The sequence below is a fragment of the Litoreibacter meonggei genome (genome assembly GCF_003663885.1).
GTDB classification, from domain to species: domain Bacteria; phylum Pseudomonadota; class Alphaproteobacteria; order Rhodobacterales; family Rhodobacteraceae; genus Litoreibacter; species Litoreibacter meonggei.
This window is the reverse complement of record NZ_RCCE01000003.1, coordinates 297,501-319,947: the sequence shown is the minus strand read 5'-3', so window position 1 is coordinate 319,947 and position 22,447 is coordinate 297,501. Positions and strand designations below refer to the sequence as shown.

Genomic DNA, 22,447 nt, shown 5'->3' with positions numbered 1-22,447 from the left:
GCTTACGCGCCCGGCCCACGAACCTCGCAGTCATGACCGCGTGCGCTAAGGCGCTGGCAGGCCAGGGTGGCGTCGTTTTGCGACAAGCCCACGAAGTTTGCTTCCCATCCGCGTGGGCGGTTCACAACTTTGCGCAAGGCTTCATCCAAGGTGTCGATTTCCTGCAAAGCCGTTTTCAGCAAGAGCCGCTCTGCCCTATCGCGGGTGGTGTATTTGCCCAGTGAGATAGACCAATGACGGCCGCCCGACGTCGACGCACGAGTGATGATCCTGCGGGGTTCGGGTTTGCGTGTGGCCGTAGTGATGTCGATCGCGGTCTGAACCAGATTTTGGGGCTTGCGGATCGGTGTGACCACTGCTCCCACACTGGCCAGCTCGGTGCTTTGGGCTGTGCGAGTAGCGACCTCTGCACGTGCCTGACTGACATTGTCGTCTACACTCTCGACGATAGCCATCAGCATGTCCTCGGACGGGGCGCGGTCTGGCCGCTGCAACGGACGCGGGCTGGAACGGCGCGCGGTGATAGTCGGCGCGACCTTAATGACCTTCGGCTTGACGGGTTGTGTTACAAGGTTTGGCCGCGTGGGCTTGCGCAGCTTGGCGCGGGACGGGGCGCGTTTGAAACCCATGTCCAACAACTCGGCCACGCGGGCGTTGCGCGCGGCGGTTGAGGTGCCCCCGAAGACGGTTGCAATGACACGCTCGTTTCCGCGTTCGGCGGAGGCTACGAGATTGAAGCCTGCGGCGCGGGTGTAACCGGTCTTGATGCCGTCGGCGCCTTTGTAGTTTTGCAGCAGACGACGGTTTGTATTGGAAACCTGACGCACGCCGGCATGGGTCGTCTGGCGCGAGAACAGATTGTAGTATTGTGGATAGTCGTAGATCAGGTGGCGGCCCAGTGTGGTCATGTCCCGTGCGGTAGACATGTGGCCGCTTTCGGTCAGTCCGTGGGCGTTCTTGAAGGTGGTGTTTGTCATTCCAAGCGCTTTGGCCATTGCAGTCATCCGGCGCGCGAAGGCGGCTTCGGATCCGGCAACAGCTTCGCCGAGCGCTGTGGCAGCGTCATTTGCAGATTTCACGGCGGCAGCGCGGATCAGGTAGCGGATCGAAATGCGCTGACCCGCCTTGAGGCCCAATTTCGAAGGTTGCTCCGCTGCGGCCTTGCGGGAAATTTTAACTTTGGTGTCGAGCGTTAGCTCCCCACGACGAATTGCATCGAAGGTGACGTAGAGCGTCATCATCTTGGTCAGCGAGGCCGGATGAAGCCGCGTGTCTGCATTTCGGGAATGAAGCACCTCACCGGTGCGCGCATCGATCACAAGCGCCGCATAGGGTGCTGCGTAGGTTGCCCCAGCCCAAGCGGATGCCACAATAATAACCAGTCCTACACGGACTGCGTTCAAAAGACGTAAAACCACGACGTCTGCCCATTTTGCCTCGGGAATGACGTTGCATCCCCATTTATTATTTTTCAGCCGATCACCGACCTTTGAAACACCGCTAGCACAAAGATCGGATTCAGAAAACAGTTTAGTTTCAGGCAGTTTAGGGGTGTCATTGAAGTGCCTCAGCAACATCTAGTGGCAGTGGGGCTGTCATCTACTAAATGTCCGAAAACTTGTATCAGGACGCTGTTGGGAACTCTAACTCGCACCGTTGCTGTTTCAGCAAACTTTCACGCTTTAGTTCAGCTTCTTTTGCCCTGAGAGACCGAAGCTTACGTTTTTCTAACTCCAGGTCGACGGCAACCGGTTTTTTGGTCGTAACCGGCTGAGGATAGTTGCAAAAACTGAATCTCCCGTCGCCGCCGATTCCTGTTCCAACGCAGAAGTTGGTGTAAATCACCGTCCGCGTCTCGGTTTGAATTGCATAGCCCCGGTCTAGTGTGGCCTGTGTGTCCGCAATCAGAGCCTGAACGATGCGCAGGTCTTTGACCGCATCTTGCAGGCAGGTATCTTGAGGGCTGGCGCAAGCAGCCAGCAAGAGGAGCGGGGCGATCAGGACTGTTCTCATAAGGCGATAATACTCCAGCTGCGACGGCAAGGGAACGTGACACTTGTCCCCCGCAAGTGTTAGCACAACGTGAAACAAATAGGACAAGCCCGTGACGGACGATTTCGATACCAAGAAAACCCAAGCCTCCGCATGGTTCCGCAGCCTGCGCGACGATATTGTTGCCGCATTCGAAGGCTTGGAGAACACCCAGACCCAAGGGCCGTTTGCGGACCAGCCAGCAGGCGCATTTGAAGTGACCAAGACGACGCGCGGTTCTGACGACGGATCAGATGCGGGCGGGGGCCTGATGAGCGTGATGCGCGGCGGGCGCGTGTTCGAGAAGGTGGGTGTGAACGTCTCGACGGTCTACGGGACCTTGGGCGAGCGGGCGCAGAAGGCCATGGCCGCGCGGGGTGTGCCCGGTATGGATACGGACCCGCGGTTCTGGGCGGCGGGGATTTCGCTGGTGGCCCACATGCAGAACCCGCAAACGCCAGCCGTGCACATGAACACCCGCATGTTCTGGACGCCGGGTGCGTGGTGGTTCGGGGGTGGGTCGGACCTGAACCCTTGCATTGAGCGGGAGGAGGACACTGCGTTTTTCCACGGCGTGTTGAAAGAGTACTGCGACAAGCATGACGCCGGTTATTACCCGCGTTTCAAGGAATGGGCAGACGAGTATTTTTACGTTCCACACCGCAACCGTGCGCGGGGCGTTGGTGGCATCTTTTATGACGATCTGAACACCGGTGATTGGGATGCGGACTTTGCGTTCACGCAGGATGTGGGCCGCGCGTTTCTACCTGCTTTTCTGGGTGTCACTGAAAAATGGCGTGACGCGCCGTGGTCAGAGGCCGACAAGGAGGCGCAACTGGCGCATCGCGGGCTGTATGCGGAATATAACCTCGTCTACGACCGTGGGACCAAGTTCGGATTGGAGACGGGTCATGATGCCAATGCCGTTCTGATGAGCCTGCCGCCTGTCGCGAAGTGGTATTGAGTTTCGCCGCGCTGGCGCACGTCGACCGACCGGGGGATTTCATCCCCCGGACCCCCTGAGAATATTTTTGCCAAGATGAAACGCGGGGAGGGGTCAGGCTTTGTCTGACAAAAGGTCCGCGCCGTCTTCTTCGGTGACCACGGCGTCGGCGGTCGCTTGTTCGACATCGCTTTGCTCGTTGAGCAAATTGCCTTCAACCTCCGGTATCGCATCGTCTGCGGCGGCCGCAGCGGCGACTTGCTTGGCACCTTCGGAAAACTCCTGACTGGCGATGGCGAGCGCGGATTTTTCGGCGGCCCCCTCGAGTTGCAGGACCGGGACGCCTTGAGGGAAAATGATCTCCCGTGCGTCGTCGGGCATGGAGACGCCTTCCTCGGTCAACCGCTTGGTAACCTGTCGCAGCAGCGCGGATTTGACCTTGAGCACGGAGAAGTCTTTGGCGTTCACCCAGTAGTACGCCTTGATATTCACCGTGGAGCTGCCGAGGCCGTCGACGAGGATCATCGGTTCTGGCTGGTTCAGCACGGCTTCGTGGCCTGCGATGACTTCGAGGATCAGGCTTTGGGCGCGGGCAACTGACACATCGTATCCGACCCCGATCACCAGCGTGTCGCGGCGGTTGGCGGAACTGGTGTAGTTGACGATGGTGCTTTTGAAGATCGTCGCATTGGGGATCTGGATGTGGTTGCCTTCTGGGCTGAGCAGCACGGTCGACCGTGTGTTCATCGAGCGCACCGAGCCTGCCATACCTGCCACTTCGATGTAGTCACCGGACTGGAAGGGGCGGCGGATGGATAGTAGCAACGACGCCAGAAAGTTCTCTGCAATGTCGCGGAACGCGAAACCGACCACGATACCGATCACCCCTGCGCCGCCGACAACGGAGACGGCAATTTGCGTGAGGCCCGCCACCTGCAACACCACGAACAACCCGATCAGGAAGATGGGCAGCGCGATAGCGCGGCTGACGATGTCGCGCAGGAACGGTGACGCGATGCCGCCGAGAAGCCAACGGCGGATGCCCCTCGCGGCGAGGGAGGATAGCCACCATGTCAGTGGCAGAACGATCAACGCCAGCACGATCAGAGGTAGCGAGGTGACTATGCGTTTGCCGACGGACTTGATCTCCCCCAGTGCGGGGCCGAAGGACCAGTTGGCTTCTTGCACCACTTGTATTCGGTTGACCACGGCGACCACATCTTGGGTTTGTGACGCCAGATCGCGCGCCCATCTTTTGTGGTCGTCATTGGTGGTGCGCCCGTCGAGGAAGACGATGCCGTCCTTCACTTCGACGCGCGAAAACTTGTACCAGCCTGTCGAGCGCAGGATGCCGACGATCCGGTCAGCGATCTGCTCGTCCCGTGCCGTAGGTTCGACCGAGACAGCTTGCGACGGGGAAGTGACGTCTTGACCTTCGCTGGATGCCTCTTGCGAGAGGGCGGGGAAGGACAGGGCGAAAACGGCGCAGAGCGCGAACAGGATACGAGTCATCATGCACCCGACCCTAGCGGGACGGGCGGTTGGTGTTCCAGTGAAATATGCGCCTAGGCCGACGCGGTTTCGCGCACCGTGTCGATCATCAATTGCACGTTGTCGGGATCGGCGTCGGGAGTGATGCCGTGGCCGAGGTTGAAGATGTGCGGGCCTTTGGAAAAGGCTTTGACGATGGCGCGGGTCTCGTCCACCAAGTCCTGTCCGCCGGTGACCATGTGGCGCGAGGCGAGGTTGCCTTGAACGCAGCCGTCAACCTGCACGTTGGCCGCCGCCCAATCGGCGGAGACGGAATTGTCGAGCGCCACGCAATCCGCGCCAGTCGCCTTTGCGAATCCGATGTAGTTGTCACCTGCTTCACGCGGGAAGGCGATGATCGGCGTGTTCGGGTGGCGGGCTTTCAGCGCGCGGATGATCTTAGTGGTGGGCGCGAGGGCGAATTTCTGGAATGCGTCACCCGACAGCGAGCCCGCCCAGCTGTCGAACAGTTTGACCACCTCGGCGCCCGCGTCGATCTGCGCGGACAGGTATTCTATGGTGGCATTGGTCAGCAGGTCGATCAGGGCGTCGAACACCTCTGGCTGCTCGACGCGCAGCTTGTGGGCGGGGCCTTGGTCTGGGGTGCCTTGGCCTGCGATCATGTAGGTGGCCACGGTCCATGGAGCACCCGCGAAGCCGATCAGCGTGGTGGTCTTGGGTAGCTCGCCTGCAAGGTTGCGTACCGTTTGGTAGATGGGGGCCAAGTGCTCGTGCACGTCGGACGGGCCTTTGAGTTTGGCAAAGTCGGCGGCGCTGGTCACCGTCGATAGGCGCGGGCCTTCGCCGGTGACGAACCACAAATCCGCCCCCAATGCCTGTGGCAGCAGCAGGATGTCGGCGAACAGAATGGCCGCGTCGAAATCGAAGCGGCGGAGCGGCTGCAACGTGACCTCGGTCGCCAGGTCGGGGTTGTAGCACAGGGACAGGAAGTCGCCAGCCTGCGCACGGGTGGCCTTGTATTCCGGCAGATAGCGGCCCGCTTGGCGCATCATCCAGATCGGTGGCGTATCCAGTGTTTCGCCTGCCAATGCACGCATGATTTTCTTCTGCTCGGCCATGGCCACACTCCTTCTATTGCGACCTCTTGTCCGCGCTCGGGCGACCGAATGTCAAGGCGACAGCTTGTCAGCATTCGTGTGCCCATTTAAGCAAGCTGTCATGGCATTGAACCTACCCACCCCGACCTCACCCTTGCGGATTGGCACCCGCGGATCGCCGCTGGCTTTGGCGCAGGCCTACGAGACGCGTGCGCGGCTTATGGCGGCGTTCGATTTGCCGGAAGAGGCGTTCGAGGTTGTGGTGATCAAGACCACAGGCGATGCCATTCTGGACCGCCCGTTGAAAGAGATCGGCGGCAAGGGATTGTTTACCCGCGAGATCGAGGATGACCTGCTGTCGGGCCAGATCGACATTGCGGTTCATTCGATGAAAGACATGCCGGTGGAGCAGCCGCAGGGCTTGTTGTTGGACACCTACCTGCCGCGCGAGGACGTGCGCGATGCGTTTGTGTCGTTGAAAGCGAAGGGCATTGCCGAATTGGCGCAGGGCGATACTGTAGGGACATCTTCCCTGCGTCGCCGTGCGCAGATTTTGCACCGTCGCCCTGACCTGAATGTGGTGGAGTTCCGCGGCAATGTGCAAACTCGGCTGAAGAAGCTGGATGCTGGGGTCGCGACATGCACATTCCTTGCGATGGCGGGGTTGAACCGTCTTGCGATGGATGGCGTTCCAGCGACGGGAATTGAAACGACTGAGATGCTGCCAGCCGTAGCGCAGGGTGCGATCGGGATCGAGCGACGCGGTGATGACACCCGCGTGGCGGAGATGCTATCGGCGATCCACGATATTCCCACCGGCCAGCGGCTGGCGTGTGAGCGCGCCTATCTGGCGCAACTGGAAGGCTCTTGTGAGACGCCGATTGCGGGCTTGGCAGAGCTTGATGGCGACACAGTGAATTTCCGTGCCGAGATTTTGCGCCCTGACGGGTCAGAGGCATTGAGCGATGCCGAGACGTCCACGATTGAGCATGCCGCGGAAATGGGCCGTGCCGTGGCGGATCGTTTGACCGCACGGGCACCCAAGAACTTCTTTGACTGGCGGAGTTAGCGGGCAGGGGTTTGTTGGAATGGCGGCTCTGAGCCCAAAACAACCGATGCTGCAAGTCGCACGAAAGTCGGCTTTGTTTGGTGTCATTTTGCAAGATCAAGGCTTCTAAACAGGACTCACGCCTATTCGGCTTCCTCTCTCTTGGAAGCGCTGCCGTAAAACGCTGGTTTACTCTTGCCTGTCGCATCGAAAACTTTACGGTCACAGTATGGGATCAAAGAGCCTTCAATCGATGCAATCATCCGCCAAGAACGCAACCATGCGTTTGCTGGCCGTGCGGTCAAGGCGTCCGGGTCGCATTCCTTTTTCCAGAATGCGTGCGGGTCCAGGTCACCAATAACCTGACCCACCACATCAAATCGACGCATTCAAAAAGGAAACATCATGTCATCACATGACCGTTCACTCTATCTGCGGTACGCAGATGCCCTGCAACACCCATCTGATTGGTCTGAAGCAATTGCCGCATTCTTCTCCGCGGATGCCGACATCAACGTTGTCCACCCGTTCAATGAATTGCAGGGGGCAGACGCGTACCTCGACAAATTTCTGCATCCGTTACAGCACTCATTCGAAGGGCTTTACAGACGCGACGACATTTTCATGGCTGGCCAGTTTGAAGGACAGGATTGGATCAGTTCCACAGGCTACTTCGTCGGGCACTTTGCCCAAGATTGGATCGGTATCAAAGCCACAGGCACGCTAAGCTATCTACGCTATGGTGAATTTCACCGTATTGAGAACGGAAAAGCGGTCGAAAGCTATATCTACCTCGACATCCCGGAATTGATGATCGCCTGCAATCAATGGCCGCTGCCCATTGGGCCGGGTCTGTCGCGCGGCTATACTGGGTTGATCCAAGGACCGGCGAGCAAAGACGGCGTCATCACGAATGAACCCGATCCAGCCGAGGGCCAACGCAGTTATCAGATCGTGACGGATATGCTCACAGAACTTGCAACCAAGGACGAAGCATGGCGACCTTATTGGCACGACAATATGATGTGGTACGGTCCGGGCGCCTTTGGAAGTTTTGTAGGCATTGAGGAATTTGCATCGTTTCAGGTTCCATTCGAGTCCCAATTTGACGGATGGTCAGGCGGGTCCAAGGGCAATGGGATGACCAAGCACTTCACAAGATATGGTGACGGAAATTATACGTGCTCGGGCGGTTGGCCATCCCTAACCGGTGTCAACGTGAAGCCATTCCTAGGGCAAGGCCCCACGAAGGAGCGGGTATTCATGCGTGTCTGTGACTGGTGGCGACGGGAAAATGAGCTGCTTGTCGAGAACTGGGTGTTTGTTGATGTCCCGCATGTTTTGCTGCAGCTGGGATATGATCCGTTACCACACTCGCAAGGTTCCTAGGATGAGTACCACTGGACTACTTTGCTGACTTTTGAGGGAATTCTTTCGTGTTAAACATCAGAATGTCTGCAGTCATTGCGGACATTCGAATTGCATTGCGCAATGGCAGTTTTGTCCGCATAGCGGACTTTGGGCCTCGATCTCTTCTAGTAGTCGCCCCCCAACGAAAAAGGCCGCCCCCGAAGGAGCGGCCTCTAAAATTTTTAGCAAAACGCCTAAGCGCTCAAGCTTAGCCCAAGAAATTAACCTTGGCGGGCTTTAAAGCGAGGCTGGGTTTTGTTGATCACGTAAACGCGGCCCTTGCGGCGCACGACCCGGCAATCCCGGTGGCGCGACTTCAGGGAGCGAAGTGAGTTCTTAACCTTCATGTCTCTTCTCCTATTCGTCCAGCGCGATAGGGCGCCTTCAATTAAAATTCCTTCAGATGGTGGGCACTACTGGGATCGAACCAGTGACCACTTCGATGTCAACGAAGTGCTCTACCGCTGAGCTAAGCGCCCATCTGACCTTCATTTTCCGAACCGGTCCCACAGCAAAGGGGACGCAGCCGAAGCACGTTGGTCCGCGCTCTATAGAAGGAGTCGGAAAGCTGTTCAAGGGCTTTTGAATGAGCAAATTTTAGCCTTATACTTATGGCAACAGGAGCGGGCATGATGAACGACGCCTACACATTGACCCTACCAGAGGTCCAGACCAGCTGCATGGTCTTTGCCAGTCCACATAGCGGGCGGAACTATACGCGCGCTTTCCTGCGCAGCTCTGTTCTGGATGAATTGCAGATCCGTTCATCGGAAGATGCATTCATGGACAGGCTGGTGGCCCCCGCCGCCAAGTTTGGCGCGCCATTTCTGGCAGCCCATATGCCGCGTGCCTTCATTGATCTGAACCGGGCCTGTGACGAGTTGGACCCCGCAGTGGTGCAAGACGTGCGCCGCCCTGGCCACAACCCACGGATCGCGTCAGGACTTGGGGTGATCCCGAGGGTCGTGGCGAACGGGCGAGCGATTTATTCCGGAAAGCTCTCGATGGCGGAGGCCAACGCACGCGTGGAGCAGTACTGGCGTCCATATCATAATCGCCTTGGGCAATTGATGGAGGACACCAACCGCGTCTTTGGCCGCGCGGTGCTGGTCGACTTCCACTCCATGCCGCACGAGGCTGTACAATCCGCGGTTCACACAGGATTTGCGCGCCCAGACGTTGTGCTTGGCGATCGGTTCGGGGCGGCGGCGGACGGAAAAATCGTCGACCTGATCGAGACTGTCTTTCTGGAAGCAGGGCTTCGGGTCAGCCGCAATGCGCCCTTTGCTGGGGCCTACATCACGCAGGCTTACGGTCGCCCATCGCGGGGCCATCACGCCGTCCAGATCGAGATTGACCGCGCTCTTTATATGAACGAGCAATATGTCAGGCCGAACGGCAACTTCGACAGCTTCCGGGCATTGATGGAACGGATCGTGGCGGAAATTGCTGATGTGGGTCGCCAAGAACTGCCACTGGCCGCCGAGTAGGTCTCAGCGCAGGGAGCGGCCTTTTTTGATCGCATCGCTACCAAACTTTTCGCGGATTTTGTCTGTGGCACGCTCTGCCTCGGTGCGCTTTGCGGCGTCGGGGTCAAGCAAATCCGGGGTGCGGTCGGCGTCGTCTTCGGGCATCAGGTCCGAAATGCCGACGCCCAGCAGGCGGTACGGACCCTCACGTACATTCGTCATCAAATCCCGCGCCGTGCGGTAAATGCGGTCGGCCAGTTGCGTCGGGTCTCGCAAGGATTGGCGGCGGGTAATGAGTTTGAACTTGGCGGTCTTCAGCTTCAGCGTGACGACGCGACCGGCAATTTGCTTGGCCTTCGCGCGATCCGCTACCTTTTCCGCCATGCGCCATAGGTGACCGTCCAGCAGGTCAGTGTCGGCGGTGTCATCATGGAACGTGGTTTCGTTCGAGATTCCTTTGACCGGTTCATGAGCGGACACACGGCGGCGGTCCTCGCCGCGTGCAAGGTGCCATAAGCGGTTCCCCATGGAGCCGAAGCGCGTGTGCAGGTCTTGGCGGTCCCACCGCAGCAGGTCGGCGAATGTGCGAATGCCGGCCTTTTCCAGACTCTCGCGGGTCACCGCGCCGACACCCCAGATCAAAGAGACGGGGCGGTCACGCAGGAAGTCGTCAGTTTCCGCCTTGCCGATAACAGAAAAGCCGCGTGGCTTGTCCAAGTCGGACGCGACCTTTGCGAGAAACTTGTTGTGGCTCAAGCCGATGGAGCCGCTCACACCGATGTCGCTTTCCATCCTGTTTACCAGCCGCGCCAGCATAACAGCGGGCGGGGCGTGGTGCAGTTTCTCGGTTCCGGTCAGGTCTAGAAATGCTTCATCCAGCGACAGTGGCTCGATAGCGGGAGTCAACTTTTGCATCAAAGCGCGGATTTGGCGCGAGACCTCTACATAGACGTCCATGCGGCCGCGTACGACTTCGGCCTCGGGGCAAAGCTTGAGCGCCTGAAACATCGGCATCGCGGAGCGCACACCCTTAATGCGGGCGATGTAGCAGGCGGTAGAGACCACGCCGCGCCTGCCACCGCCAATTATCACCGGCTTGTCGCGTAGCGCCGGATTATCGCGCTTTTCGACCGACGCATAAAAGGCGTCGCAATCCATATGTGCGATGGAAAGGTCGAACAGTTCCGGATGTGACATGACGCGGGGCGACCCGCAGGCGGGGCAGCGGGCGCCTTGGTCATATTGATGGAAACAGGTTCGGCAAAGCGATGGCATGGGGTGGTGATACGCCAGCGGGGTGTAAGCGGCAATCTTATGCTATCTATGGCGCATGGAATTTCATGGGGCAAAAGTAGCGGTTTTTATTGGGGAGCGGGTGTTGGTCGCGTTGCGCGATGATTTTGATCACATCCCTTTTCCGGCGTGCTGGGATTTTGCCGGAGGCGGAAGAGAGTTGGGGGAAAGCCCCGAGGAATGCGTGTTGCGCGAGCTGAAGGAAGAGTTCGGGCTGACATTGATGTCGGATCAACTGGTCGGCAAAAGGGCGTATCAGACAACCGTGCCCGCAGGGACCTCGTATTTCTTCGCAGCTCATTTGCCTGCCGGAGCGGAATTGGGCGTAGTTTTCGGAGATGAAGGGCAGCGCTGGGCGCTCATGTCCCCGGACGAATACCTGTCCCGCGGCGATGCTATCGCGCATTTGCAGGACTGCCTGCGGGTGTATCTGGAAAGACTCTAGCCGCCGATATCGACCGAAACAGATTGTTTCTTTCTTCTAAACGGTCCTTGCGCACCCCATATAACCTTTAGGACAGTGAAGGGAATTTATTGATGGAAGACATTATTTTGGGGTTTTTGGGCAATAACGCAGTATTCTTGCTGTTGTTCGTCTTTTTGGTCGTCGTCGTCCTCGCGGGCGTGCGGATCGTCCCTCAAAGCGACAAGTTCGTGGTTGAACGCTTCGGTCGCCTGCGCTCGGTGCTTGGGCCTGGTATCAACTTTATCGTGCCGTTTCTGGATCGTGTTGCGCACAAGATTTCCATTCTGGAACGCCAACTCCCGACCAATCGCCAAGATGCTATTACGTCTGACAACGTGTTGGTGCAGGTCGAAAGCAGCGTGTTTTACCGCATCATCGAGCCGGAAAAGACGGTTTACCGTATTCGCGACATCGACGCGGCGATCATGACCACTGTTGTTGGTATCGTGCGCTCCGAGTTGGGTACGCTGGAGCTGGACCAAGTCCAGTCCAACCGCGGCCAGTTGATCGAACGCATCCAGTCGTCGCTTGAAAAAGTCGTGGATGATTGGGGCATCGAAGTGACCCGGGCCGAGATTTTGGACGTTAATCTTGATGACGCGACCCGCGCTGCGATGATGCAGCAGTTGAATGCTGAACGGGCACGTCGTGCGCAGGTGACGGAAGCCGAGGGCTCCAAACGATCGGTTGAATTGAACGCTGATGCCCAGCTTTATGCCGCTGAGCAGCTGGCAAAAGCCCGTCGTATCGAAGCGGATGCCGAAGCCTACGCAACCGAAGTGGTTGCTGTCGCGATCAAGGAAAACGGCGTGGAGGCTGCGCAATATCAAGTGGCTTTGAAGCAAGTAGAGGCATTGTCTGAAGTTGCTCAAGGGGCCGGCAAGCAAACCGTGTTGTTGCCGTCCGCCGCGCTGGATGCCTTTGGCGACGCGTTTAAACTTCTGAAGGGGAGGACCTGATGGAACAATTCATTCTTTGGAACCAATACTGGGTCTGGTTCGCGCTGGCGTTGTTGCTGGGCGTGTTCGAAATCCTGATGCCTGGATACATCCTGCTGGGCTTCGCCCTTGCGGCGGCGGCAATGGGGGTTGTGTTCGCAGCCGGGGTTTGGCCGGCAGGGATGATGATGGACTCGTTGCCGATAACGCTATCTGTTTACGGGGCGGTGTCGCTCCTCACTTGGTTGGGGCTGCGCCAGTACTTTGGTCGCCGTAACGGTCAGGTCAAAGTTTGGGACAAAGATATCAACGAGAACTGATTCCTTTTTTCAACTGAGTAAAAAGATCATGTGCCCGTGCCTTTGGTGCGGGCCTTCACGTATCTAGCCACCAGATAGTTTCAAATTTCTTGATGATTTGATCAGTTCTAACGGGCTTGTTATCCGCTGCTCAACCTTGCACCAAGTCTGTTCATACACGCACCAATCGTGCGCAATTCTCACGAAGCTGTTCATTGAGTGTGAGCGGGGAAAGCTCCAAGTTTGGTTCATCAACAGCAACAACGCTGAACTTAAAAACCGAAACCGGAGTACACAAAATGAAAACCATTATCGCAACTGTTATCGCCCTGACCGCAACCGCACCTGCATTTGCTGATGTGAGCAACCCGCAAGCTTTCTTCGCCATGGGCAACGACTCTGCCGCTGAACTGACCGTGAGCGAAACATCCACTGGCAACGTGGCGAAAGCGCTGAAAGTCGGTATCTCCGCCAATGAATCCGCAGCTGAAATGAACGCAATGATCGGTGGCGCTGATGTTAGCCGCGACGTTCAAGCATTCTTCGCCCTTGGCAACGACTCTGCCGCTGAGCGCACAGCGCGCAACTAATCAATACGATCTCCTTCCGAGACCGAAAAAAGCGGGCTCCTCTTAACCGAGGAGCCCGTTTTCTTATGACAGCTCGTCAAGGATGGCTTGGGCTGCCGCGCGCGGACTTGTTGCTTGCCAGATCGGGCGGCCTACCACGATATGGTCTGCCCCGTCGCTTATAGCTTTGGCTGGAGTTGCGACGCGTTTTTGGTCACCAAGTGCCGAACCAGACGGGCGCACGCCGGGGGTGACGATCAAACGACCCTCGGCCTCGGGGAGGGCGCGGATCATCGCGGCTTCTTGCGGGGAGGCGATGACGCCGTCGGCCCCTGCCTCTAGGGCTTTTGCCGCGCGTTCCAGCGTAATCTCGTGAATGTCACCAGCTTTGATACAGCCATCATCAAGATCGGCACGGTCAAGCGATGTCAAAACCGTAACGCCAAGGATTTTCATGTTGGTCCCCGACGCACCTTCCTTGGCAGCGCGCACCACATGGGGGTCGCCGTGGACGGTTAGGAAGTCATGATCAAACTGCGCAAGGCCACGAACGGCGGCCTCGACGGTTGCCCCGATGTCGAACAGTTTCATGTCGAGAAAGATGCGCTTGCCATGCTCGTCCTTGAGCTCGTTGGCGAGCGCAAGGCCACCGCCGGTCAGCATCCCGAGGCCGATTTTGTAGAAATTTACGCTATCGCCGAGGCGCTGGCTCAATTCCAGTCCAGCGAGGGCATTGGGGAGGTCAATTGCAACGATCAGACGGTCATCAGACATGGGAACGGGCCTTTGCAGCTAGGATTTTTCCCTAGCTGCCTGTCTGACGCTTCGTCGTCAAGCTGCGGCGGGCATATCCTTCAGACCCATGGTGTCTTTGAGTTGGCGGATCATGTCGTTGATGTGGATGAGCCGGCCCGACTTCTGGATGGGTGACCGCGACACGAGTCTAGCGCGGCCTTTGGAGCGGTGCGCCTTCGCGCGCGCAACTAAAACGGTAGACACGGCCTCAAAATCTGTGGCGATTGGCAAAGGAGTGGAGATCGGGACCTTGCGGGTCTCGTGCCCCTCGTGAAATACAACCAAGGCCTCGAAACACCGCGTTGCGGCGTTGTAGTTCAAGTTCTGCACTTCTGTTTGATAACTGCTCATAGTTACCTCCTTTTCACTAACAACAACGTAGGGTTGAAAAGGTTCCGTCGCTACCAAAGGCCGGTCACAACGTAGTGAATCCTTGTAACGTCGAAATTTTGTGATCACACCCCCTTGAGCAGGTGGAGGCTACTCCCCATTTAAGACTTGAGATTTGTCAAAGCACAGTGCCGCCTAGCGGGCTACAATTCGACAAAGGCTTAATGAAAGGAACGTACCCAATGGATTTGGAAAAATTCACCGAGCGCGCCCGCGGGTTCATCCAGGCCGCGCAAACGATCGCAATGCGTGAGGACCATCAGCGCCTTGCCCCTGAACACCTTCTCAAAGCGATTATGGATGACGAGCAGGGGCTTGCCTCCAACCTGATTTCTGCCGCTGGCGGGGCGCCTGCGCGCGTGAAAGAGGCCGTTGAACTGGCGATGGGAAAAATCCCGAAAGTCACCGGTTCCGGCGGGCAGGTCTACATGGACAGCCAAACCGGCAAAGTGCTGGATGAGGCGGAAAAACTGGCAAAGAAAGCTGGCGACAGCTTTGTGCCGGTGGAGCGGATGCTATGCGCCTTGGCAATGGTGAAAAGCCCCGCGAAAGATGCTTTGGATGCTGGTGCCGTATCGGCGCAAAAGCTGAACTCCGCGATCAATGACGTGCGCAAGGGGCGCACCGCCGACAGTGCCAATGCCGAAGAAGGCTATGATGCGCTGAAGAAATACGCGCGTGACCTGACTGAGGCTGCCAGAGAAGGCAAGATTGATCCGATCATCGGCCGTGACGAAGAAATTCGTCGCACGATGCAGGTTCTGTCACGCCGCACCAAGAACAACCCGGTTTTGATCGGGGAGCCCGGCGTTGGTAAAACTGCGATAGCCGAGGGTCTTGCATTGCGCATCGTCGATGGTGACGTGCCGGAATCCTTGCGCAACAAGCAGCTGATGTCTTTGGACATGGGCGCGCTGATTGCGGGTGCGAAGTATCGCGGGGAGTTCGAGGAGCGTCTGAAAGCGATCCTGTCGGAAGTGACAGCGGCAGCGGGCGAAATCATCCTGTTCATCGACGAGATGCACACGCTGGTCGGTGCGGGTGCAAGCGAGGGGTCCATGGACGCCTCCAACTTGCTGAAACCTGCTTTGGCGCGGGGTGAGTTGCACTGCGTTGGTGCCACGACTTTGGATGAATACCGCAAACACGTCGAGAAAGACGCGGCCCTAGCGCGGCGTTTCCAGCCTGTGCTGGTGGCCGAGCCGACCGTTGAAGACACGGTGTCGATCCTGCGGGGCATCAAGGAAAAGTACGAGCTGCACCATGGGGTGCGAATTTCTGACAGTGCCTTGGTTGCGGCGGCGGAGCTTTCGCATCGCTATATCACCGACCGCTTCTTGCCGGATAAAGCCATCGACCTTGTAGACGAAGCCGCGTCGCGGTTGCGGATGGAAGTCGACAGCAAACCGGAAGAGCTGGACGCGTTGGACCGCCAGATCCTGCAATTGCAGATCGAAGCTGCCGCTTTGGAAAAAGAGGATGATGCGGCGTCGGTGGATCGGTTGGAGACCTTGCAAAAGGAACTTGGCGAGCTGCAAGAAAAGTCGTCCGAGATGACGGCGGCTTGGCAAGCGGAACGCGACAAGCTGGAAGGCGCGCGTGATCTGAAAGAGAAGCTGGACCGTGCGCGGGCCGAGTTGGATATCGCCAAACGTGAAGGCAACCTCGCGAAAGCGGGGGAGCTGTCTTACGGCGTGATCCCAAATCTGGAGAAAGCGTTGACCGAGGCCGAAAGCCGCGAAGAAACGCAGATGGTCGAAGAGGCCGTGCGGCCTGAGCAGATCGCAAGCGTTGTTGAACGTTGGACCGGTATTCCGACCTCCAAAATGCTGGAAGGCGAGCGTGAGAAGCTGCTGAAGATGGAAGAAGAGCTGGGTCGCCGTGTGATCGGGCAGCGTCTTCCTGTGCAGGCGGTCGCCAACGCCGTGCGTCGTGCGCGCGCTGGGCTGAACGACGAGAACCGTCCACTTGGCAGCTTCCTGTTCCTCGGGCCAACCGGCGTAGGTAAAACCGAGCTGACCAAGGCCGTGGCGGAGTATTTGTTCGATGATGATAGCGCGATGGTGCGTATCGACATGTCCGAGTTCATGGAGAAACACGCCGTGTCGCGTTTGATTGGTGCGCCTCCAGGCTATGTCGGCTATGACGAAGGCGGCGTTTTGACCGAGGCCGTGCGGCGCAGGCCTTATCAGGTTGTGCTGTTCGACGAGGTCGAGAAGGCGCACCCTGACGTGTTCAACGTGCTGTTGCAGGTATTGGATGACGGGGTTCTGACGGACGGCCAAGGTCGCACGGTGGACTTCAAGCAGACGCTGATCATCCTGACCTCGAACCTTGGGGCGCAGGCGCTGAGCCAGCTTCCCGAGGGTGCAGACGCCGCGGCTGCCAAGCGCGACGTGATGGACGCGGTGCGGGCGCATTTCCGCCCCGAGTTCCTGAACCGTCTGGACGAGACCATCATCTTCGACCGCCTTGCCCGAGACGACATGAACGCGATTGTCGACATCCAGATGGCGCGTTTGGAAAAACGTCTTGCTGGTCGCAAGATCACTTTGGCGCTGGACGAGGATGCCAAGCAATGGCTTGCCGATGAGGGCTACGATCCTGTGTTCGGGGCGCGTCCCTTAAAGCGCGCCATTCAGCGTGCACTGCAAGATCCGCTGGCCGAGATGATCTTGGCGGGCGAGGTGCTTGATGGCTCGACCGTCGAAGTGAGCGCAGGGCCGGACGGATTGCTGGTTGGTGGGCGCATAAGTGCGTCCAACAGACCAAAGCCGGACGACGCGGTGGTTCACTAACGTAAAAAAGGGCGCCTTCGGGCGCCCTTTCATTATTCAGGTTTGGCCCGTTAGCTTGCGGGCATAATGACCTTGTCGATGACGTGGATGACGCCGTTGGACGCTTCAATGTCGGCCGCGGTTACGTTGGCATCATTTACCATCACGCCACCCTCGGTTTTGATTGTTACATCGCCACCTTGCACGGTCGCAGCCGTCATGCCGTCGGACAGATCGCCCGACATCACTTTGCCAGCCACGACGTGATAGGTAAGGATCGCGGTTAGCTGATCCTTGTTCTCAGGCTTGAGCAGAGTTTCGACCGTGCCTTCAGGCAAGGCGGCAAATGCCTCGTCCGTGGGTGCGAAGACGGTGAACGGGCCTTCGCCTTTCAGAGTGTCAACCAAGCCTGCCGCTTGCACGGCGGCCACAAGGGTGCCGAAGCTGCCAGCGGCGACGGCTGTATCGACGATGTCCTTGGAGTGGCCATCTGCGAAGGCTGGTGCCGTCAGGGCTGCGGCGGCGGTCAGAGCGATAAAAGTTCTGCGGATCATTTCGTAGTCTCCTGTTCATTACAAAAGACGCTCGTGATTGAGCATCGGAACCGATACGCACAAACCCCACGGCAGGATGTCGCCGATCAGCACTTTTCCATTCTTGACCAAACTTGAGCTTGGCCTAAGCAAACGGTTTTCCGGCTTTCCAATGACATTCTTGTTATCGCCCGTGATCGCAACGCGGGGTATGGAGCATTCACTTGCGTGTTCTGGCGGCGCATCCGACAGTAGGCACATCATTAAATGGGGAACCGGTATGTGGATGTTTGATTGGGCGGGCTGGGTGATCGAAGTGATGGCGCTCGCCTTTGTGGGGGTTATCGGGATCGTAGCCCTTCTTGCCTTGGTTCTATTTGTCATCGACCGGTCCCAGACGAGTGACGCCATCAGGCGCAACTATCCCGTTATCGGGCGCTTTCGGCATATCTTTACCGAGCTGGGCGAATTCTTCCGTCAGTATTTTTTTGCAATGGATCGTGAAGAACTTCCTTTCAACAGGGCTCAACGTGACTGGGTGAAGCGTGCGACCAGTGGAGAGGGAAATACCGTTGCGTTCGGGTCCACCCGCAATCTGTCGGTGGTTGGTACGCCGCTTTTTGTGAATGCCGCTTTCCCGCCGTTAGACAATCAATTCGCGTCGTCCGAACCCTTGGTGATCGGAGCTGCAGCGCGCCAGCCCTATGAGGCCAAATCGTTCTTCAATTTGTCCGGCATGTCCTACGGCGCGATATCCCGTCCTGCCGTGACTGCTTTGTCACGTGGGGCTAAAGATGCGGGCATCTGGATGAACACCGGCGAGGGAGGGTTGAGCCCCTACCATTTGGCAGGCGGGGCGGACATCGTGTTTCAGATCGGTACGGCGAAGTATGGCGTGCGCAATAAAGATGGATCACTGAACGACGATAAGCTGCGCGAGGTTGCGGCGCATCCGCAAGTGAAGATGTTCGAGCTGAAGCTGGCACAAGGGGCCAAGCCAGGTAAGGGCGGTATCTTGCCCGGCGCTAAGGTGTCAGCCGAGATAGCCGTTATTCGCGGGATCGACGAGGGGCAAGACAGCATCTCGCCCAACCGCCACATAGAAGTGTCGAACTCTAGCGAGTTGCTCGATTTGATTGTTCATATTCGTGAAGTGACCGGCAAACCGGTAGGGATCAAAACCGTGTTTGGATCGGACGCGCCCTTCCGTGAGTTGTTCGATCTGGTGCTTCAGAGGGACGAAGCACCGGATTTCATCACCCTAGACGGTGGCGAGGGCGGCACTGGCGCGGCACCATTGCCGTTGATGGATCTGGTGGGTGTCACGATCAAGGAAGCGCTGCCCGAAGTGGCAAACTTGTTGCGTGAGTATGGCCTAAAAGACCGCATCCGTCTGATTGCCTCCGGCAAGCTGATGGTGCCCGGCGATGTCGCTTGGGCGCTGGCTGCCGGGGCTGACTTCGTGACCTCCGCGCGGGGATTCATGTTTAGCCTTGGCTGCATTCAGGCCATGAAGTGCAACAAGAACACCTGCCCTACAGGCATCACCACGCACGATCCAAGGTTCCAACAGGGACTGGTGCCGGAGGACAAATATAAGAAGGTCGCCCGCTATGCCAAAAGCATCGTGAAGGAGGTGGAGCTGATCGCTCACTCCGTCGGCGTTCCCGAGCCGCGCCAGATGCGGCGCGAACATGTGCGGCTTGTACAGGACACGGGGAAATCGGTGCCGATGGATGTGTTGTATCCGGTGAAGGACGCAGGTTAACGGGGGCTTTACCCCTTTGATCGCAACTTGTGGGCAGGAGCCCTTCGACTAATCCCCTGAGTGTCTTTGAAATCTGCTATAGTAATCCCGCTGGCAAGTAATGCATGGCGATTACGCAAGAAGGATTTCTCGATGCTGACAGTGGACGAAGAAATTACGAGCGTGTCACGGCTACGCGAATTGCTACCGACCGAGGGCTTCACCAACACGTTTCTCAAAGTCACAGATCAGCTTAACGACGTCGCACGGAAGTTCATTGCCACTGCGCCCTTCATTATTGTGGCCACAAAATCCACGGACGGACTGATTGATGTGTCGCCGAAGGGAGATCCCGCTGGTTTTGTCGAAGTCTATGACAACAAAACGCTGATAATTCCTGATAGATTGGGCAATCACCGTGTCGATGGCTTCCAGAACATTCTTGAAGATCCCAATGTAGCTATTTTGTTCATTGTGCCGGGGCATGGCGACACTCTCCGCGTTGCAGGCAAAGCTCGCATCGTAAGAGACAGCGCGATTAACAAACGTCACGCGATCAATGGCAAAGAGCCGCTTCTGGCCATGGTCGTTGAGGTGCAGGAAGCATTTATGCACTGCTCCAAATCGTTAATTCGGTCCCGACTTTGGTACCCGGACAGCTGGCCAGCACGTAAAACCGCCCCCACGTTGGCGGAGTGGGTTCTTGAAACTGTAGAGCGGAAACAAACCTTGGATGAGGTGCAAGATGATCATTCTGTCGACGAGAGAACCCGTTTGTATTGATCTTGTCGGCGCGCGCGAGGTGAAACAGCTCACGCTACGATGACACCATTCCCACAGTTTCGTGAGCAGGCCTCATTTGGTTTTGCGCCTCGGGGCGCGTAAGTCATAAGGGAACACGCAATAGCGAGGACTCTATAGTATGGCCAACCGGTTCAAATCTGATCTGACATGGGACGACGTCACTCCCGAAAACGTATTCCTGAACCGGCGGGCCTTCATGGCTGGTGCCTCGGCCTTGGCCGCTACGGGCATCGCGGGGCCTGCCTTGGCGTCGCAATACTCGACTGACGAAGAGCCCAACGCGTGGGATGAAATTACGCAATATAACAACTTCTACGAGTTCGGGACCGGCAAGTCCGACCCTGCTGAATATGCGTCGGCGTTGACCACCGATCCGTGGGAAGTCGAGATCGACGGCCTGGTCGACAAGCCCGGCACCTATTCCTTCAAAGACATCATGGCCGCCATGACCGTGGAGGAACGTATCTACCGCTTCCGGTGCGTCGAGGCGTGGTCGATGGTCATCCCGTGGAATGGGTTTGAACTGGCCGATTTGCTGAACATGGCGGGCGTGCAAAGCGGTGCCAAATACGTCGCGTTTGAAACCCTGCTCCGCCCCGAGGAGATGTGGGGCCAGAAGCGGCGCTTCGTTCCATGGCCCTACCGCGAAGGTCTGCGACTAGACGAGGCGATGCACCCGCTCACCATCATGGCGACGGGTATTTACGGCAAGCCGATCCCGAACCAGAACGGCGCGCCCATGCGTCTGGTGGTGCCGTGGAAATACGGTTTCAAGTCGATCAAATCGATCGTGAAGATCACGCTTACCGACACCCAGCCAGAAACCAGTTGGAACACGATCAACGCGCGCGAGTACGGCTTCTACAGTAATGTGAACCCGGAGGTGGATCACCCACGCTGGTCGCAGGCGTCCGAGCGTCGCGTCGGTGGCGGTCTGCTGGCCAAGCGGATTCCGACGCCGATGTTCAACGGCTACGAAGAGCAGGTGGCTGGTCTGTACGAGGGCATGGACCTCGCCAAGAACTTCTAAGTGTTATTGATGTCCCATGCATTGACCCCAGCGGAACGGATCAACGCCGTTCTGCGTCCAGTGCCGACTTGGCTGGTTTATTTGGTCGGCGCACTTCCGGGAATTTACATATTGGTTGGCATAACGCTGGCTTTGTCGGGCATCTATGATGTGTTTGGTAATAGCCTTGGCGTCGATCCCGCTCGAACCATTGAGCACTGGCTAGGCGAACTGGCGCTGCAATTCTTCATCGCGACGATGCTGATTTCCGTCCTGCGTGATCGCTTCCGCTTGAAACTGATCAAGTTCCGGCGTCCCTTGGGGTTGCTGACATTCTTTTACGTGGTCCTGCATCTGGGCATCTGGCTTGGTCTTGATATCCAGTTCCGATGGGCCGAGGCTTGGTCGGATGTTCTGAAGCGGCCCTATATTACGATCGGGATGGTAGGCTTCTTGCTGCTGATCCCGGTTGCGATGACATCAAACAACGCGATGATCCGTTTGATGGGGCCGGTCGCGTGGCAGCGGCTGCACAAGCTCTGTTATCCGGCAATTGTTCTGGGCGGTGTGCATTATGTCATGGTGCAAAAAGTCTGGGAGGCTGAGCCATTGATCTATCTGGCCGTGATTTTGAGTCTATTGGCCCTGCGTGGGAAAAGACTTTTGCCATGAAGCCGAGTCATTTGAGTCGCCCACGTCTGAATCGCCGCCGAGTCGGAGATTAAAACGCAGGCGAGTCCCTCGGATTCGGCTAAACAATCCACATTTTGTGGTTCTCGTGTGGATAACCCCAAGTCGAAATGGGAACCGCGCCAATGTCCCCTTTGCACTTGCAGCATTTGCCTGAGGTTTCCTAGGAAATTTTGATCCGTAGAGTGCTGTAAATAAACGATAATATGGATCACTTCAAGTTTTTGATGATTAAGTTGAAAAAAGGTGTTGCGGGCGTGGGCGAGTGGGCCTAGAACCCCCTTCACCGGCGGGGCAGTGATGCAGTGTCGGGGCGCTGGACGGGCTGGTTGGTTCGGAAAGCGGAATAAAAACAGAGACTTATGCAGGTTGATGCGCCAAACACGTTAGGCGCTTCGGTTTGTTTTTGTCTCTACGCTCTTTGAAATTGATAGATACACATGAAGAGATATGTGGGCGGTTTGGCCATTTCGATGGATCAACCTCGTCACATATCAAAACTCACTAGTTTGGTCGTTTTCGGATGATTGGGCGATAATGTGAGGTCAGCTTCACTGTTTGGACGGCTTTTTGTTATCTTTGATAACTTCAAGCACAACCAAACGGTTAAGACGTCATGCCTGGTTCAGTAAGCTGGGTATGATGAAT

The 22,447-nt window shown here is 57.4% G+C and carries 22 protein-coding genes and 1 tRNA gene; 13 read left to right on the top strand and 10 right to left on the bottom strand.

Features of this window, described 5'->3' with window-relative positions; genetic code table 11:
* Positions 1–2 precede the first annotated feature (2 nt).
* Complete coding sequence (locus tag BCF46_RS10010; RefSeq protein ID WP_245990058.1) at positions 3–1,370, bottom strand: D-alanyl-D-alanine carboxypeptidase family protein; 1,368 nt, start codon at positions 1,368–1,370, stop codon at positions 3–5.
* A gap of 253 nt (positions 1,371–1,623) precedes the next feature.
* Positions 1,624–2,013, bottom strand: coding sequence for a hypothetical protein (locus BCF46_RS10005; RefSeq protein ID WP_121023792.1), 390 nt, complete (start codon positions 2,011–2,013; stop codon positions 1,624–1,626).
* 91 nt (positions 2,014–2,104) lie between these two features.
* Between BCF46_RS10005 and hemF the strand changes: the two genes are divergently transcribed.
* A complete protein-coding gene (gene hemF, locus BCF46_RS10000; protein ID WP_121023790.1) occupies positions 2,105–2,995 on the top strand; it encodes an oxygen-dependent coproporphyrinogen oxidase in 891 nt (296 codons plus the stop codon).
* A 93-nt stretch (positions 2,996–3,088) separates the two neighbouring features.
* Here the strand turns inward: hemF and BCF46_RS09995 are convergent, their stop codons facing one another.
* Positions 3,089–4,489, bottom strand: a complete 1,401-nt coding sequence (locus tag BCF46_RS09995; RefSeq protein WP_121023788.1) for a mechanosensitive ion channel family protein — start codon at positions 4,487–4,489, stop codon at positions 3,089–3,091.
* A 50-nt stretch (positions 4,490–4,539) separates the two neighbouring features.
* A complete protein-coding gene (hemE, locus tag BCF46_RS09990; RefSeq protein WP_121023786.1) occupies positions 4,540–5,583 on the bottom strand; it encodes a uroporphyrinogen decarboxylase in 1,044 nt (347 codons plus the stop codon).
* Positions 5,584–5,683: 100 nt separating this feature from the next.
* Here hemE and hemC point away from each other — a divergent pair, with 100 nt between their 5' ends.
* Entirely contained in the window at positions 5,684–6,631 is a 948-nt protein-coding gene (hemC, locus tag BCF46_RS09985; protein WP_121023784.1) for a hydroxymethylbilane synthase, read from the top strand.
* 384 nt (positions 6,632–7,015) lie between these two features.
* Positions 7,016–7,999, top strand: a complete 984-nt coding sequence (locus tag BCF46_RS09975; protein WP_121023779.1) for a nuclear transport factor 2 family protein — start codon at positions 7,016–7,018, stop codon at positions 7,997–7,999.
* A gap of 242 nt (positions 8,000–8,241) precedes the next feature.
* On the opposite strand, the gene ykgO is transcribed toward BCF46_RS09975, so the two are convergent.
* Both ykgO and BCF46_RS09965 read right to left on the bottom strand, forming a co-directional pair.
* A complete protein-coding gene (ykgO, locus tag BCF46_RS09970) occupies positions 8,242–8,367 on the bottom strand; it encodes a type B 50S ribosomal protein L36 (RefSeq protein WP_048864290.1) in 126 nt (41 codons plus the stop codon).
* A gap of 57 nt (positions 8,368–8,424) precedes the next feature.
* Positions 8,425–8,499 (bottom strand) — tRNA-Val (locus BCF46_RS09965).
* 150 nt (positions 8,500–8,649) lie between these two features.
* Here BCF46_RS09965 and BCF46_RS09960 point away from each other — a divergent pair.
* Positions 8,650–9,510 carry an N-formylglutamate amidohydrolase gene (locus tag BCF46_RS09960; protein WP_121023777.1) on the top strand — a complete coding sequence of 287 codons (861 nt, stop codon included), beginning with the start codon at positions 8,650–8,652 and terminating at the stop codon, positions 9,508–9,510.
* 3 nt (positions 9,511–9,513) lie between these two features.
* Here BCF46_RS09960 and BCF46_RS09955 read toward each other — a convergent pair whose 3' ends face one another.
* Positions 9,514–10,764, bottom strand: coding sequence for a DNA polymerase IV (locus BCF46_RS09955; RefSeq protein WP_121023775.1), 1,251 nt, complete (start codon positions 10,762–10,764; stop codon positions 9,514–9,516).
* Between the two features lie 55 nt (positions 10,765–10,819).
* Between BCF46_RS09955 and BCF46_RS09950 the strand changes: the two genes are divergently transcribed.
* The 4 genes from BCF46_RS09950 (at position 10,820) to BCF46_RS09935 (ending at position 13,075) form a co-directional block, all read left to right on the top strand.
* Positions 10,820–11,227: an NUDIX hydrolase gene (locus BCF46_RS09950; RefSeq protein WP_121023773.1), complete on the top strand. Its 408-nt coding sequence runs from the start codon at positions 10,820–10,822 to the stop codon at positions 11,225–11,227.
* 92 nt (positions 11,228–11,319) lie between these two features.
* A complete protein-coding gene (locus BCF46_RS09945; RefSeq protein ID WP_121023771.1) occupies positions 11,320–12,207 on the top strand; it encodes an SPFH domain-containing protein in 888 nt (295 codons plus the stop codon).
* Positions 12,207–12,506 (top strand): NfeD family protein, encoded by a 300-nt coding sequence (locus BCF46_RS09940; RefSeq protein WP_245989986.1) that lies wholly within the window; start codon positions 12,207–12,209, stop codon positions 12,504–12,506. The genes BCF46_RS09945 and BCF46_RS09940 overlap by 1 nt, the downstream gene beginning before the upstream one ends.
* 278 nt (positions 12,507–12,784) lie before the next feature.
* Positions 12,785–13,075, top strand: a complete 291-nt coding sequence (locus BCF46_RS09935) for a hypothetical protein (RefSeq protein ID WP_121023769.1) — start codon at positions 12,785–12,787, stop codon at positions 13,073–13,075.
* Between the two features lie 63 nt (positions 13,076–13,138).
* On the opposite strand, the gene pyrF is transcribed toward BCF46_RS09935, so the two are convergent.
* Both pyrF and BCF46_RS09925 read right to left on the bottom strand, forming a co-directional pair.
* Positions 13,139–13,828 (bottom strand): orotidine-5'-phosphate decarboxylase, encoded by a 690-nt coding sequence (pyrF, locus tag BCF46_RS09930; RefSeq protein WP_121023767.1) that lies wholly within the window; start codon positions 13,826–13,828, stop codon positions 13,139–13,141.
* A gap of 57 nt (positions 13,829–13,885) precedes the next feature.
* Positions 13,886–14,200, bottom strand: coding sequence for a hypothetical protein (locus tag BCF46_RS09925; protein ID WP_121023765.1), 315 nt, complete (start codon positions 14,198–14,200; stop codon positions 13,886–13,888).
* A 221-nt stretch (positions 14,201–14,421) separates the two neighbouring features.
* Here BCF46_RS09925 and clpB point away from each other — a divergent pair, with 221 nt between their 5' ends.
* Positions 14,422–17,037 (top strand): ATP-dependent chaperone ClpB, encoded by a 2,616-nt coding sequence (clpB, locus tag BCF46_RS09920; RefSeq protein ID WP_121023763.1) that lies wholly within the window; start codon positions 14,422–14,424, stop codon positions 17,035–17,037.
* Positions 17,038–17,087: 50 nt separating this feature from the next.
* Here clpB and BCF46_RS09915 read toward each other — a convergent pair whose 3' ends face one another.
* Positions 17,088–17,570, bottom strand: coding sequence for a fasciclin domain-containing protein (locus BCF46_RS09915; RefSeq protein WP_121023761.1), 483 nt, complete (start codon positions 17,568–17,570; stop codon positions 17,088–17,090).
* Positions 17,571–17,829: 259 nt separating this feature from the next.
* On the opposite strand from BCF46_RS09915, the gene BCF46_RS09910 reads away from it, so the two are divergent.
* The 4 genes from BCF46_RS09910 to BCF46_RS09895 all read left to right on the top strand — a co-directional run bounded on the left by BCF46_RS09910 (position 17,830) and on the right by BCF46_RS09895 (position 21,781).
* Positions 17,830–19,317, top strand: coding sequence for an FMN-binding glutamate synthase family protein (locus BCF46_RS09910; protein ID WP_121024496.1), 1,488 nt, complete (start codon positions 17,830–17,832; stop codon positions 19,315–19,317).
* Between the two features lie 132 nt (positions 19,318–19,449).
* Positions 19,450–20,079, top strand: a complete 630-nt coding sequence (locus tag BCF46_RS09905) for an MSMEG_1061 family FMN-dependent PPOX-type flavoprotein (RefSeq protein WP_121023759.1) — start codon at positions 19,450–19,452, stop codon at positions 20,077–20,079.
* A 139-nt stretch (positions 20,080–20,218) separates the two neighbouring features.
* Positions 20,219–21,130 carry a protein-methionine-sulfoxide reductase catalytic subunit MsrP gene (gene msrP, locus BCF46_RS09900; RefSeq protein WP_121023757.1) on the top strand — a complete coding sequence of 304 codons (912 nt, stop codon included), beginning with the start codon at positions 20,219–20,221 and terminating at the stop codon, positions 21,128–21,130.
* A gap of 9 nt (positions 21,131–21,139) precedes the next feature.
* Positions 21,140–21,781 (top strand): protein-methionine-sulfoxide reductase heme-binding subunit MsrQ, encoded by a 642-nt coding sequence (locus BCF46_RS09895; protein WP_121024494.1) that lies wholly within the window; start codon positions 21,140–21,142, stop codon positions 21,779–21,781.
* Positions 21,782–22,447 lie beyond the last annotated feature (666 nt).

Coding starts and splice junctions, on each gene's coding strand:
- BCF46_RS10005 (WP_121023792.1), bottom strand. CDS start 2,013: ATGAGAACAGTCCTGATCGCCCCGCTCCTCTTGCTGGCTGCTTGCGCC.
- BCF46_RS09995 (WP_121023788.1), bottom strand. CDS start 4,489: ATGATGACTCGTATCCTGTTCGCGCTCTGCGCCGTTTTCGCCCTGTCC.
- hemE (WP_121023786.1), bottom strand. CDS start 5,583: ATGGCCGAGCAGAAGAAAATCATGCGTGCATTGGCAGGCGAAACACTG.
- hemC (WP_121023784.1), top strand. CDS start 5,684: ATGGCATTGAACCTACCCACCCCGACCTCACCCTTGCGGATTGGCACC.
- BCF46_RS09975 (WP_121023779.1), top strand. CDS start 7,016: ATGTCATCACATGACCGTTCACTCTATCTGCGGTACGCAGATGCCCTG.
- ykgO (WP_048864290.1), bottom strand. CDS start 8,367: ATGAAGGTTAAGAACTCACTTCGCTCCCTGAAGTCGCGCCACCGGGAT.
- BCF46_RS09960 (WP_121023777.1), top strand. CDS start 8,650: ATGATGAACGACGCCTACACATTGACCCTACCAGAGGTCCAGACCAGC.
- BCF46_RS09955 (WP_121023775.1), bottom strand. CDS start 10,764: ATGCCATCGCTTTGCCGAACCTGTTTCCATCAATATGACCAAGGCGCC.
- BCF46_RS09950 (WP_121023773.1), top strand. CDS start 10,820: ATGGAATTTCATGGGGCAAAAGTAGCGGTTTTTATTGGGGAGCGGGTG.
- BCF46_RS09945 (WP_121023771.1), top strand. CDS start 11,320: ATGGAAGACATTATTTTGGGGTTTTTGGGCAATAACGCAGTATTCTTG.
- BCF46_RS09940 (WP_245989986.1), top strand. CDS start 12,207: ATGGAACAATTCATTCTTTGGAACCAATACTGGGTCTGGTTCGCGCTG.
- BCF46_RS09935 (WP_121023769.1), top strand. CDS start 12,785: ATGAAAACCATTATCGCAACTGTTATCGCCCTGACCGCAACCGCACCT.
- pyrF (WP_121023767.1), bottom strand. CDS start 13,828: ATGTCTGATGACCGTCTGATCGTTGCAATTGACCTCCCCAATGCCCTC.
- BCF46_RS09925 (WP_121023765.1), bottom strand. CDS start 14,200: ATGAGCAGTTATCAAACAGAAGTGCAGAACTTGAACTACAACGCCGCA.
- clpB (WP_121023763.1), top strand. CDS start 14,422: ATGGATTTGGAAAAATTCACCGAGCGCGCCCGCGGGTTCATCCAGGCC.
- BCF46_RS09915 (WP_121023761.1), bottom strand. CDS start 17,570: ATGATCCGCAGAACTTTTATCGCTCTGACCGCCGCCGCAGCCCTGACG.
- BCF46_RS09910 (WP_121024496.1), top strand. CDS start 17,830: ATGTGGATGTTTGATTGGGCGGGCTGGGTGATCGAAGTGATGGCGCTC.
- BCF46_RS09905 (WP_121023759.1), top strand. CDS start 19,450: ATGCTGACAGTGGACGAAGAAATTACGAGCGTGTCACGGCTACGCGAA.
- msrP (WP_121023757.1), top strand. CDS start 20,219: ATGGCCAACCGGTTCAAATCTGATCTGACATGGGACGACGTCACTCCC.
- BCF46_RS09895 (WP_121024494.1), top strand. CDS start 21,140: ATGTCCCATGCATTGACCCCAGCGGAACGGATCAACGCCGTTCTGCGT.